The following is a 12,908-nucleotide window of genomic DNA, read 5'->3' as shown; positions in this document are numbered from 1 at the left end:
TTCAGGAGTCCTGGCTCGCGGTGGCCGCGACCAGCGTGTCGAGGTGGGCGGCCAGGTCCCGCAGGCGCGGGTTGGCGTAGACGGCCTTCACCGGGAGGGAGACGCCCAGTTCGGCGCGGACCCGCGAGACCAGCTTGATCGCGAGCAGCGAATGGCCGCCCAGCTTGAAGAAGTTGTCGTCGGGGCTGACGTGCGCGGCGCCGAGTACGGCGGCCCAGACGCCCGCGATCAGTGCCTGGGAGGCGGTCATGCCCTCGGCGGAGGCGGAGGCGGAGGCGGCGGCCGGGGTCGCGGCCGGTGCGGCCGCGGGGGCGGGCAGCGCGGCCCGGTCCACCTTGCCGTTGACGGTGACGGGGAACCGTTCCAGGGCCACGAACACCGCCGGGACCATGTAGGCGGGCAGCCCGGCCGCGAGGCGCTCGCGCAGCGCGGCTTCGGTGACGTCGTCGGCGGCCCGGTAGTAGGCCACCAGGCCCGGGGCCCCGTGGACGTCCTCGCGGAGCACGACGGCCGCCTCGGCGACCCCGGGGGCGGCGGCCACGGCAGCCTCGATCTCGGGGAGTTCGATGCGGTGGCCGCGCAGCTTGACCTGGCCGTCGGCCCGGCCCAGGTAGCCCAGCCGGCCGCCCGGCAGCAGCCGTACGAGGTCGCCCGTACGGTACATGCGGCCGCCATGGCCGTCGCCGTAGCCGGACGTGTCGGCGACGAACCGTTCGGCGGTCAGCGCGGGCCGGCCCCGGTAGCCGCGGCCCACGCGCGGCCCCGCCAGGTACAGTTCGCCGCTCTCGCCCTCGGCGACCGGGTTCAGCTTCTCGTCGAGGACCCGCATCCGCAGGCCCGGCAGGACGCTGCCGATGTGCGGGGCGTCGGCGCCGTCCACCCACCCCGCCGTGGCGTCCACGGTGCACTCGGTGGGCCCGTACAGGTTGACGGTGCGCAGCACTCCGCGCGCGCCGAGGTCGCCCAGGCGCTGCCACAGGCCCGGGCTGATCGCCTCGCCGCCGATCAGGAGGGTCAGCGGGCGCGGGCCGCCGTCCGCGCTGAGCAGGTCCAGCAGCGGATCGGCGTGCGCGGGGGTGATGTCCAGGTCGGTCAGGGCCTGTTCGTCGACCAGCCGGGCCAGCAGCGCCGGGTCCGCGCGGGTCTCGTCGTCGATCATCACCAGGGTGTCGCCCCGGCACAGGCGCACCCACTGCTGCACGGAGGCGTCGAAGGACGGCGAGGCGTTCCAGCCGACCCGCCCGCCCTCGGTGACCGCGATCGAGGCGCCCTCCAGTTCGGCGAGCAGCGCGGAGGCGGCCGCCCGGCCGATCTCCACGCCCTTGGGGCGGCCCGTGGAGCCGGAGGTGTAGATGACGTAGGCCAGGGTGTCGCCGGAGACGGGCACCGGGGCGTACGGGAGGTCGGGCCCCGGGGCGGTCAGCGCGGCCACCGGCAGGTGCGGCACGCCCCCGGCCAGGGGCTCGCCGTCCGCGTCGGCGGTGACGACCAGGTCGGCGCCCGCGTCCTCGACGAGGTAGCGCCGCCGCTCGGCCGGCAGCTTCGGGTCCACCGGCAGGTACGCGGCCCCCGCGGTGAGGGTGCCGATCAGCGCGGTGACGAGCTCGGCGCCGCGCGGCAGGCACAGCGCGACCACGCTCTCCGGCCCGATGCCGCGGGCGGCGAGCCGGGCCGCGATCCGCGCGGCCTCGGCGCGCAGCTCGCCGAAGCCGAGCTCGCGCCCGCCCGCCACGACGGCGGTCCGGGCGGCCGGGGCCAGCGCGAGGCGCTCCAGCAGGTCGGGGGCGGTGGCGCTCTCGTAGGCGCGCGGGCGCTCGGGAAGTACGGCGGTCACGGCGGTCACTCCCCGGTGAAGACGGTGGTGGACGGCTGGGTGGCGGGGGCGCAGTCGGCCAGCGCGACGGGCTCGCCCATGGCGACGAGGATCTTCCGGTCGCCCTTGAAGGCCTCGCGGCCGTGCGCGCAGAGGATGTTGTCGACGATCATCAGGTCGCCCCGCTGCCAGGTCTCCCGAACGGTGACCCGGTCGTAGACGGCGTTGACCGCGTCGACCTCGGCGTCGGTGAGCCGGGATCCGTCGCCCAGGAAGGTGTTGAAGGGCAGCCCGTCCTCGCCGTAGGTCTCGACGAGCACCTCGCGGACGTCCGGGTCCAGGGTGCGGCTGTTCCAGAAGGCGAAGTGGTTGAACCAGGTCCGCTCGCCCGTCACGGGGTGGGTGACGATCGCCGACCGGCGCTGCCGGGTGACCATCGAGTCGTCCTCCTCGACCCACTCGTAGCCGACCGTGTTCTCCTCGCAGTAGGCCTCGGCGACCGCCTTGTCCTCGGTGGCGAAGGTCTTGTACCAGGGCAGCCCGGCGAGTTCGGAGTAGTTGCGCACGAGCAGCCAGCCGGCCCGCTCGAACCGCTCGACCAGCTCCGGCGGCAGCAGCCGCAGCGCCTCGCGCATATCGCCGACGGTGGTCGCCCCGCCCTGCTCGGGGGCGGTCACGCAGCCGAACAGCAGCACGCCCGGGAAGTCGAGGGTGTAGCTGTTCTCGTTGTGCAGGCGGATCGGCTGGACGGCCGGCAGGTCGGTGGAGGAGAAGACACCCTCGCCGAAGTCGGTGCGCGGCGTGGCCTTCTCCTTGTACCCGGCGCGCCGCTCGATCAGCGCGTCGCGGGCGGCGGCGAAGGAGGCCGCGTCCTCGACGGGCAGACCGCGCAGCAGCACGGCCCCGCTGCGCAGCAACTCGGCCTGGATGGCGGCACGGTGGTCGGTCAGCCAGGCCACCGCTGCGGTCAGGTCGAGACCGGCCGGGGTGGGGACGACGACGGGCTTGCCGGGCTCGCGGACCGGGGTGATGCCGGTGGCCGCGGCGGGGGACTCTGCGTACGTGGTCATGGAACGTCCTTAAGGAAGTGCGGAGGTGAAGGGGCGGCGCCTGCGCGGCGCGCGATCAGGCGGCGGCCGGGGCGGGGGCGTGGCCGCCGACGACCGGGGCCAGCACCGAGAAGAACTCGGGCAGTTGCCGCTGGAAGTAGAAGTGGCCGCCCGGCAGCACGTACGAGGTGAACTCCCGGTCGGTGATCCGCGCCCAGCGGTCGAGCGAGGCCGCCGGGGCGACCGGGTCGGCGTCCCCGCCGATCACCGTCACCGGGCAGGCCACCCGGGCCTCGGACTCCTCGCAGCGGTACACGTCGTCGATGGCGAAGTCGGCCCGGATGGACGGCAGGATGATCTCCCGCAGCTCCGGCTCGTCGAGGATGCCGTCGTCGGTGCCGCCGCGCTCCTTGATGGCGGCGACCAGCTCGTCGTCGTCCAGCAGCTCCGGGTACACGGCGCACGGGTTGGCGAGGAACGGGGCCCGGCAGGCCGAGGCGATCAGGGCCCGGGGCGCACGGCCGGCCGCCTCGAGGCTGCGTACCACCTCGAAGGCCACGAGCGAGCCCATGCTGTGCCCGAGCACCACCAGGTCCTCGGCGACCCCGGCGGGCAGCGCCGCCACGACCGGCCCGGCCAGATCGGCGATGTCCCGGGGGAGGTCCTCGGCGAAGCGGGCACCACGGCCCGGGTACTGGCCGATCAGCAGGCGCACATCGGCGGGCAGGTAGGCGCGCCACTCCGCGTACGCGTGGGCGTTGCCGCCCGCGTGCGGCAGGACCAGCAGCGCGGTGCGCTGCGGTCCCTCGCCCGGGAGGTCCCAGACCACGTCGTCGGGCGCGGGGGTGAAGCCGGCCTGGTCCTGGCCCTGGTCGTTGGTGCTCGTGCTCGTGCTCGTGCTCATGAGGAAGTCCGTTCCTGGTCGGGGGTGGTGCGGCGGCGCAGGGCGGGCCTGGCGCGCCGGGGCGCGGACGCGGCGGGCGACAGCAGCCGCGTCTCGATGTGCTGGGCGAGCGTGGCGGGGGTGGGGTGCTGGAAGACGTCGCGGAGGGTGAGGGTGACGCCCAGGGCGGTGCCGATGCGATGCGTGAGGCGGGCGGCGAGGAGGGAGTGGCCGCCCTGGTCGAAGAAGTTGTCGTCGATCGACAGCGGGGAGGGCGTGGCCAGGGCCTCGCTGAACCAGGTGCGCACCTTCTCCTCCAGCGGGGTCCGCGGGGCGCGGCCGCCCGCCGTGGTCACGGCCTGCGGGGCGGGCAGGGCCGTCTTGTCGATCTTCCCGTTGGGCGTGAGGGGAAGCCGGTCGAGCAGGACGACGAAGGCCGGGACCATGTGGTCGGGCAGGAGCGTGCGCAGCCAGAGGCGGACGTCCTGGGGGGAGAGGCCTTCGTCGGTGGTGACCAGGTAGGCGGTCAGCTGGGGCGTGCGGTGGTGGTCCGGGTGGGTGGCGAGGGTGGCTTGGGTGATGTGGGGGTGGGTGGTGAGGGTGGTTTCGATTTCGGTGGGTTCGATGCGGAAGCCGCGGATTTTGATTTGGGTGTCGGTGCGGCCGGTGTAGTGGAGGTTTCCGTGGGTGTCCCAGTGGGCTTGGTCGCCGGTGCGGTAGAGGCGGGTGCCGGGGGGTCCGTAGGGGTTGGGGATGAAGTGGGTTGCGGTGGTGGTGGGTTGGGCGAGGTATCCGTGGGCGAGTCCGTGGCCGGTGAGGTAGAGCTCGCCGGTGGTGCCGGGGGGTGTGGGTTGGAGGTGGGTGTCGAGGATGTAGGCGTGTTTGTTGGTGAGGGGGCGGCCGATGGAGAGGGGGCCTTGGACGTCCGGGGTTGGGGGGATGGTGTGGGTGGTGGTGAAGCCCATGGATTCGGCGGGGCCGTAGCCGTTGGTGATGGTGAGGTGGGGGTGGTGTTGGTGGAGTCGGTGGACGTGGGTGGGTGAGGCGGGTTCGCCGCCGGTGTAGACGATGCGGGTGGTGGTGAAGGTGTCGGGGTGCTCGTCGGTGAGGTAGTTGAACAGGCTCGACGACAGTTGCAGCATCGTGACGGCGTGCGCCTGCGACAGCTCCGCGATCACCGAAGGCTCCGGGCGTTGGCCGGGTTGGAGGACGGTGGTGCCGCCGTGGAGGAGGGCTCCCCAGAATTCGAGGCTGAAGGCGTCCCAGGAGACGGGGGAGCACTGGAGGAAGGTTTCGCCGGGGCCGAAGGTGGCGTAGGTCTGGGTGGTGAGGGTGGAGACCAGGTTCCGGTGCGAGGAGAGGATGCCTTTGGGGCGGCCCGTCGAGCCGGAGGTGAACATGACGCAGGCGACGTCGTCCCAGGTCAGGGGTGCCGCGAGGGCGGTGGTCGGCCGTGTGGCGATTGTTTCCCGTTCCGCGTCGACTCGTACCGTTCGCCATGGGCTTTGGGGGAGGCGGGTGTGGTGGTGGGTGTTGGTGATGAGGGTGGTGAGGGTGGCGTCGTGGGCGGTGCGGGTGAGGCGTTCGTCGGGGAATTCGGGGTCGAGGAGGGCGTAGCCGGCGCCGGTTTTGAGGACGGCGAGGAGGGTGATGGCGAAGTCGGTGCCCCGGTCGAGGAGGATGCCGGCGAGGTCGCCGCGGCCCAGGCCGGTGGTGGTGAGGTGGTGGGCGAGTTGGTTGGCGCGGGTGTCGAGGTCGGCGTAGGTCAGTTCCTGGCTGGCGAAGACGACGGCGCGGGCGGTGGGGCGTAGGCGGGCCTGTTCCTCGAAGCGGTCGACCAGGGTGTCCTCGCCGGTCTCGGCGCGGGTACCCGTCCACTCCTCCAGCACCTGCCGCCGCTCCGCCTCACCGAGCAACTCGATCTCGGAGAGCCGCAGTTCACCGGCCGAGAGGACCGATTCCACGAACCGGAGGAAACGGTCCTGGTGTCCCGCCACCGCGTCGACGTCGCACACCTCGGGCGCCGCGTCGAAGTCGATCCGCAGACCGTCCTCCGGCCCCAGGTCGTACACGCCGACCGCCAGGTCCTCCACCGGCCCGTTGCTCAGGTTGTGCTGCAGGGTCGGCAGCCCGCAGAAGCGCATGCCCGGGGTGAACGCCATGATGTTGATCAGGGGGGCGGTGATGCGCCGCTCCGCCTCGCCCAGACCCAGGTCGCGACACATGTCCTCGTACCGGGTCCGCTGGTGCTTCAGGCCCCGGCGCGTCTCGGTGACCACCGCCGCCAGCAGCCCGGCCGTGGTCGCCTCCGCCGGTACCGCCACCCGCAGCGGCACCACGTTCGACATCATCCCCGGCGTCCGGCGGGCCAGTTCGGTGCGCCGGCCCGTCACCGGAAGCCCCAGTACCAGCTCCCGGCTTCCGCTCACCCGGTGCACGTACGCCGCCACCAGCGCGATCACCAGCATCGACCACGGCGCCCGGTGCGCCCGGGCCACGTCCCGCAGCAGCTCCGCCCGCTCCGGCGGGAGCACCACGGTCCGGCGTACGAAGGGCAGCGCACCCGGCGTCGTACGCCCGGTCCTGCCCTCGCCGAGGCGCGGGGTCGGCGGCAGCCCGGCGAGGTGTCCGGCCCAGTGGGCGCGGTCGGCGGCTCCCTCCGCCGAGGCCCGGTAGGCGTCGTCCTCGGCCAGCAGTGCCTCCAGGTCGCCGAACGGGCTCGGGCCCCAGGGCTCGCCGGCGGCGCCGCGCTCGTACAGCTCGACCAGTCGCTGGTCGAGGAGGGCGATGCCCAGGCCGTCGATGACCAGGTGGTGGAAGGCGTGGAAGTAGAACCAGCGCTGCTCGCCGCCGTCCGTCAGGCCCGCGCGGATCAGCACGTGCCGGGTGAGCCAGTCGGCCCGCAGGTCGAACGGCCGGGCCAGCTCCGCCGCCATCCAGGCGCGGCCGGCCCGTGCGGGGTCCGGCTCGCCGTCGAGGTCGACGACGCGCAGGGACCGCCCGTCCGGTTCGGGGTGCAGCAGCTGCCACAGGGCGCCGTCCTCGTCGGAGCCGGTGCCCCGGACACGCAGGACGTCGGCCTCGCGGGCCAGCTGGTACCAGGCGCGGGCCAGCAGGCCGGTGTCGAGGGAGCCCGTGAGTTCCCGGTACTCCCCGATGTTGTAGCGGCAGCCGGTGGCGTCGAGGCTGTGGGCCGTCCAGATGTCGCGCTGCGCCGCCGACAGGGGCAGCCGCACAGCGGCCGGCCCGTGCGCGCTGCTCTGTTCGGACGCGGTGGGAGACATGCGGAGGCTCCTCGGGAGGGTGGTGGGGTGGATCGGGAATCCGGATGCCGACGGATGCCGACGGGCGCCGCTGCCGCCGCTGCCCGTCCGGCCGTACGTCATACAACCCGCGGCCCATGGACCCCGGCGGCAGTTGCTCCGGCACTCCGGCAGCAGTTCCCACGCGGGCGGAATGCCGCTGCCGGGGCTGGTCGGGTGGCACTGCTTTGCGGGGCGGTACCGGTCTCGGCCGGGGTCAGGCTCGTTGTGGGGCGCGGTGGGCGGCGGCGCGGACCAGGCCCAGGACGCGGAAGCGGGAGCCGTCGCTCTCGTGGGCGGCCCGGACCAGGCCGCTGATCAGCAGTTCGCGCAGCATCCGGCCGGACTCCGGCAGGCCGCGTTCCGTCAGCGCCGTCACCTCCGTCAGTCCGAACTCCGCGTCACAGTCCTCCGGTCGTCCGGCGCAGAGTGCGTCCATCAGCTCCCGGGCTCCCGGGGACAGCCGGGCCATCCGGCCGTGGAGGGCGGTCCGGAAGCCGTCGGCGCCGGCGCCTCCGCCGAGGTGGTCGAGGAGCGCGACGGGGTCGGCGTCGAGGCTGTGGCACAGGGTCGTCAGATCGCAGACCACCAGCCAGGACGCGGCCGCGGCGAGCGCCCCCGGATGCCCGTCGAGGCGTCGGCACAGCCAGGCCGCCCGGGCCAGCTCGGCGGGCCCGGCCGTGAACTCGGGCCGTACGCGCCGGACATGGTCGAGGAACACCCGCACGGCGGGAGAGGCCGCCGCCGCGTCGGCTGCCGCGCCCTGCGCCGGGACCTGCAGCGGGGCCAGCGGGAAGATCCGCTCTCCGGGCATCTCCCACGGCTGCTCGGAGGTGACCAGGAGGCGCAGCCCGGGGCAGGCGCGCAGCAGGGCGGTGAGCCGGTCGAACCGGGGAGCGGCCGCCGGTGCGCCGTCGAGTACGAGCAACACCCGCTGATCACCGATCAGTTCGGCCAGCCCGGTCTCCCCGCCGTCGGCCCCCGGTACCCCCGCGCCGTCGGCCCCCGTACCGCCAAGCGTCGGCGGAGCTCCGTGGAGCGCGGACACCGCAGCCGCCAGCCGGGTCGTCAACTCCGGCTCGCCGCAGGCCAAGTAGTCCGCCGACGCACCCGGGAAGACGTGCCACAGGACCGGGACGCCCGAGCGGTGGAGGCGGTCGGCGACCTCCAGGGCCAGGCGGGTCTTGCCCACCCCGCCGAGTCCCACCACGTTCACCAGCCGCTCGCCGCCCGTGGTGAGTTCCCGTTCCAGGACCGCCGTCTCCGCGTCCCGCCCCGGCATCGCGTGCAGCGCGGTCGGCGGTGCCGGGGGCAGCGTCCAGCCCTGGCCGCCCGCCCGGCCCTGCTGGGCGGCGGCCTCCAGGGCGGCCCTGGCCCGCGGGCCCAGCCGTAGGGCATCCGCCATCAGCCGCACCGTGTCGGGGCGGGGCCGTCTCGCCTTGCCGTGCTCCAGGTCGCGGATGGCCCGCACGCTGATCGTCGAAAGATCGGCCAACTCCCGCTGCGTGAGCCCGATCCGCAGCCTGTGGGCCCGTATCAAGGCTCCCACCCGGGAGGTCGTGTCCGTGTTCACATGGGCGTTCATAGAGGCGCTCCCGGTGACGATGTGGGGGAACGGCGGGGTCTGGGGTGACGCCCCGGTTCCTGGTTCCCATCGTCGGCAGCGCGCTATCGCGCTGGCATCACCCTCGAACGGACCCCCGCCGGCCCGCCGCTATCACCGGCGGCGGGAATATGGCGCCGCTGGAGGGGCCCGTGATAGCGCGGGGATAGGGGCGGGGCCGGTGCGGGGATTCCGGCCGTCCCTAAGTTGAGGTCCAGAAAGAAGGAAGCGCCCCGGAACCCCCGGAGCGCACCGACGAAAGGACCCGAGATGAACCTCTCCCTCGCCCTCCGCGCCGCCCTCGTCACCGCCGCCATCGCCGGAGCCGCCGTACTCGGCACCCAGGTCGCCCAGGCCGACGGCCCCGTCGGCACCGGCACCACCGCCGGCACCTCCGCCCCGCAGGCCACCCCCACGCCGAGCACCTCCACCGACACCAACCCGTGGGACTGACCCCCGCGGGACCGGGGCCCCGTCCCCGCAGCGGGCTCAGGACGCGCCCAGCAGCCTTTCGGCCTCGGCCAGTTCCTGCTCCATCCCCCGGTCACGGAACGCCCGTACCGCACTCTCCAGCAGCTCCCGGGACCGCGAACGCTCCCCGGCGCCGCCGTTCGCGGTCAGCAGCCGCGCCAGGTCCAGGCGCACCAGGGCCGCACCGCCCTGGTCCATGATCTGCTCCCGTACCGACAGGGCCTGCGCGTAGAAGCCGCGGGCCGCCTCGCACCGCCCCATCTCGGCGTGCGCGTGCCCCAGGTCCCGCAGCAGGTGCCCCTCGCCGATCACGTCGCCGCTGTCCCGGCACAGCTCCAGCACCTCGGTGTACGTCGTCACCGCCCGCTCGTGCTCGCCCTGCCCCTGGAGCAACTGCCCCGCCCTGCGCAGGGTCCGGGCCTGGCCGCCGGTGTAGCCCACCGACCGGTAGATGCCGAGTGCCTCGTCGAGCCGGGTCTGCGCCGCCGAACTCTGGCCCCGCCGCATCCAGATGTGCGCGCTCTGCGTCAGCACGATCGCCCGGCCCACCACGTCGCCCGCCTGGTCGAAGTCCCGTAGCGCACGGTCGTACAGCGAGAGGGCGTGGTCCTCGTTGCCGCGCATCCGCTCCAGCAGCGCCAGGTCGCGGTGGCACAGCGCCTGCCCCTGCCGGTCGTCCAGTTCCTGGAACAGCCCCAGCGCCGTCGTCAGCGCGGTCCGGGACTCCTCGCTCTGGCTCCGCCCCAGGTGGAGCACGCCGAGGGAACTCAACAGGGCCGCCGTGCCACGGGTGTTGCCCGCCGCGCGCACCGACTCCAGCGCGAGACGGTGCGTACGCTCCCAGTCGTCCAGGTAGCCGCGGCCCTCGAAGAGCGTGGCCAGGGTCGTCGCCAGGTCCCAGCACAGCTCGTCCATCTGCTCCCGGGCGGCGTGCTCCACCGCCTGGACCAGGTTCGCGTGCTCGCTGTCGAGCCACTCCAGCGGATCCACCAGCAGTTCGTCGACACAGCTCGCCGGGGGCTCCCAGCGCGGAGCGCTGCCGTGCAGCACGGTGAAGTCGCCGCCGTAGATGCGCCGGTGGGCCTGCTCGGCCAGTGACATCCAGCCGCCGAGCATCCGCGCGGTGGCCGCCTGCTGGTCGGCCGGCTCGTGGTGCGCGGCCAGTTGCTCGCGCGCGAACACCCGGATGATCTCGTGGAAGCGGTAGCGGAACCCGCCCGTGGACTCCATCCCGACGACGTCCAGCATCTGTACGTCGACCAGCGGCTCCAGCAGGTCCGAGGCGAAGGGGCGCGGATCGTCGAGGAGTGCCCCGGCCAGCCAGCCGGGCAGCGTCTGGCCCTGGGCGAGACTGAGCAGGCGCAGCAGCCGGCGGTCCTCCGAGGCCAGGCCGTCGTGGGTGAGGGAGAGGCTGGCCCGCATCGTCATCTCGCCGTGCGTCAGTTCGTCGAGGCGGTGCCGTTCGTTGGCGAGCCGGTGCACCATCGACGCCAGCGTCCAGTGCGGGCGGGCGGCCAGCCGGGCGGCGACGATCCGCAGCGCGAGCGGGAGGCCGCCGACGGTGCGGATCAGGGCCTCGACGGCCACCGGCTCGCGGGCGACGCGGTCCGGGCCGATCACCCGGGTCAGCAGCTCGACGGCGTGCTCGGTGCCCATCACGTCGAGCTCGACGCGGTGCGCGCCGGGCAGGCCGGTGAGCCGGACCCGGCTGGTGACCAGCACCGCGCAGGTGTTGCTGCCGGGCAGCAGCGGCCGGACCTGGCTCTCCGACGCGGCGTCGTCCAGCACCACCAGCACCCGGCGGGAGGCGAGGAGCGTGCGGTACATCTCGGCCCGCTCGTCCTGCGATTCGGGGATCACCGGGCCGGGGATGCCGAGGGCGCGCAGGAAGCGGCCCAGCACCTCGCCGGAGGTGGCCGGGGTGCCGGTGCCGCGCAGGTCGCAGTACAACTGACCGTCGGGGAAGGCGGTTTCGCTGAGTCGGTGCGCGATGTGGGTGGCCAGCGTGGACTTGCCGGTGCCGGGCTTCCCGACGATCACGGCCACCCCGACGGCCCGCCGCCCCCCGCCGTCCCCGAGCAGCGCCTGCTCGACGCACCCGATCCGCGCCTCGTCCCCGACGAAGTCGGAGGTGTCGGCGGGCAGCTGACGTGGCGTCTCTTCCGTCCCGGTCGCGGCGGATGCGGCGGCTCCGCCGGGCGTGTGGGGGCGGGTCCCGGTCGGCACAGCGGCTGGGCCTCCGGAGTGCCCCGTACCGGCGTCGCTGCCCGGGTCGCCGTGGCCGTTCGGGGGGACCGTGCCCCGGCCGGGCGCCGGGTCCGCGTAGCCCTGCCCGGCGGCGGGCGCGAAGGGGGGAACGAGGCCCCCGCCGAAGGGCGCGGGCAGCGCACCCATGTGCCCCCGGGCACCGCCCCCGGCCGTCCCCGGGAGCCCGCCGCGGGAGGCGCCGCCACCGGCCGGGCCGCCCCCCACCGACTCGGCGGCGGCTTGGCCGGCCGGTCCGATGGGCCCGCCCACCGGCCAGCCGATGCCGGGGGCTCCGCCGCCGCGCCGGTCGGCGCCGGTGGGGCTGCCCACGGGCCAGTCGGATGCACCGGCTCCGGCCACCGGCCAGTCGGATCCACCGGCTCCGCCCGTCGGTGTTGCCGCCCTGCTCGCAGCCCAGGCCGCGGCGATGGGCTCGCCCGTCCGGCCGGTTGTTCCAGGTGCGGGCCGGTCGGCCGTCGGGGGTCCGGCCACGGGCCGGCCGGACCCTGTCGGCCCCGCCCCCGGGCGGACCGTCCGGGGGCCGGTTCGCGGGAAGGCGAGGGGGGTCTCCGGGGGCGTGGTGCCGCCCGAGGGGAGCGGGGGGACCGAGCCCGAGAGGATGGCGCGTTCCAGGGTGCGGAGTTCGTCGCCCGGTTCCAGGCCCAGTTCCTCCACCAGCAGTTCGCGGCCGACGCGGTAGCTCTCCAGGGCCTCCGCCTGCCGCCCCGACCGGTACAGCGCCAGCATCAGCTGCCCGCGCAGCCGCTCCCGCAGCGGGTGGACCCGTACCAGCAGCTGGATCTCGCCGACCAGCTGATGGTGGCGCCCCAGGTCGAGTTCCAGTTCGATGCGGGTCTCGGCCGCCGTCAGCCGCTCCTCGTCCAGCTGCAGCGCCTTGCTCCGCAGCGTTTCGCTCGACACCCCGCTCAGGCAGTCGCCCTGCCACAACTCCCCGGCGGAACGCAGCAGTTCCACCGCCTCGGCGGTCTCCCCCCGCTTCCGCAGGGCCCTCGCGTCCGCGACCCGGCGGGCGAAGACCGCCGCGTCGACGAGGTCGCCCTCCGTCTTCAGGACGTACCCCGGCGGCCGGGTGGTGATGGCGGCGGCGATCGTGGCCGCCGTGAACAGCTTCCGCAGCCGCGACACGCAGATCTGCACCTGCGTGCGCGCCGTGTCCGGCGGCTCGTCGTCCCAGATCAGGTCGACCAGGTAGTCCGTGCTGACGACCCGGTTCGCCTCCAGAAGCAGGGCGGCGAGGATGACCTCCTGCCGCCCCGGGGGGATCCTCACCGGCCCGCGCAGGCCGGTGACCTGTAACGGTCCCAGGATGCGGAAGACCACCGTGTCCGGGGTGTGCGGAGCCCCGCCGGGCGAAACGGTCATGATTCTCCCAGCTGGAGGCACACCAGTGTTCGGGTGGAGCGCGGGGCCAGTCTCTCCGAACACCTCTCCGGTTGTCCATGGTGTGGAGATTGCGTGACGGTGAACGCGATAGGCCCGGGATAGCCCGGAGTTGCGGCCCCGTCGGACCGTGGAGACG

At 74.3% G+C, this 12,908-nt stretch carries 7 protein-coding genes; 1 reads left to right on the top strand and 6 read right to left on the bottom strand.

Features of this window, described 5'->3' with window-relative positions; genetic code table 11:
- Nucleotide 1: 1 nt before the first annotated feature.
- The 5 genes from ACFV0Q_RS07810 to ACFV0Q_RS07790 all read right to left on the bottom strand — a co-directional run bounded on the left by ACFV0Q_RS07810 (nucleotide 2) and on the right by ACFV0Q_RS07790 (nucleotide 8,632).
- Entirely contained in the window at nucleotides 2-1,834 is a 1,833-nt protein-coding gene (locus ACFV0Q_RS07810; RefSeq protein WP_385002060.1) for an amino acid adenylation domain-containing protein, read from the bottom strand.
- A 5-nt stretch (nucleotides 1,835-1,839) separates the two neighbouring features.
- Nucleotides 1,840-2,883 (bottom strand): TauD/TfdA family dioxygenase, encoded by a 1,044-nt coding sequence (locus ACFV0Q_RS07805; RefSeq protein ID WP_385002057.1) that lies wholly within the window; start codon nucleotides 2,881-2,883, stop codon nucleotides 1,840-1,842.
- Between the two features lie 55 nt (nucleotides 2,884-2,938).
- A complete protein-coding gene (locus ACFV0Q_RS07800; RefSeq protein WP_385002054.1) occupies nucleotides 2,939-3,766 on the bottom strand; it encodes a thioesterase II family protein in 828 nt (275 codons plus the stop codon).
- Nucleotides 3,763-7,029 carry an amino acid adenylation domain-containing protein gene (locus ACFV0Q_RS07795; protein ID WP_385002051.1) on the bottom strand — a complete coding sequence of 1,089 codons (3,267 nt, stop codon included), beginning with the start codon at nucleotides 7,027-7,029 and terminating at the stop codon, nucleotides 3,763-3,765. The genes ACFV0Q_RS07800 and ACFV0Q_RS07795 overlap by 4 nt, the downstream gene beginning before the upstream one ends.
- A gap of 235 nt (nucleotides 7,030-7,264) precedes the next feature.
- On the bottom strand, nucleotides 7,265-8,632 hold the full coding sequence (locus ACFV0Q_RS07790; RefSeq protein WP_385002048.1) for a helix-turn-helix domain-containing protein: 1,368 nt from the start codon (nucleotides 8,630-8,632) through the stop codon (nucleotides 7,265-7,267).
- A 288-nt stretch (nucleotides 8,633-8,920) separates the two neighbouring features.
- Between ACFV0Q_RS07790 and ACFV0Q_RS07785 the strand changes: the two genes are divergently transcribed.
- The gene (locus ACFV0Q_RS07785; protein ID WP_385002045.1) at nucleotides 8,921-9,103 is read left to right on the top strand and encodes a hypothetical protein; all 183 of its coding nucleotides are present in this window, start codon (nucleotides 8,921-8,923) and stop codon (nucleotides 9,101-9,103) included.
- Nucleotides 9,104-9,139: 36 nt separating this feature from the next.
- On the opposite strand, the gene ACFV0Q_RS07780 is transcribed toward ACFV0Q_RS07785, so the two are convergent.
- Nucleotides 9,140-12,751: a BTAD domain-containing putative transcriptional regulator gene (locus tag ACFV0Q_RS07780; RefSeq protein WP_385002042.1), complete on the bottom strand. Its 3,612-nt coding sequence runs from the start codon at nucleotides 12,749-12,751 to the stop codon at nucleotides 9,140-9,142.
- Nucleotides 12,752-12,908 lie beyond the last annotated feature (157 nt).

The organism is Streptomyces sp. NPDC059564 (genome assembly GCF_042735575.1).
GTDB lineage: Bacteria > Actinomycetota > Actinomycetes > Streptomycetales > Streptomycetaceae > Streptomyces.
Note: the sequence above shows the minus strand (reverse complement) of the source record. Positions and strands in the feature narration are given on the sequence as shown.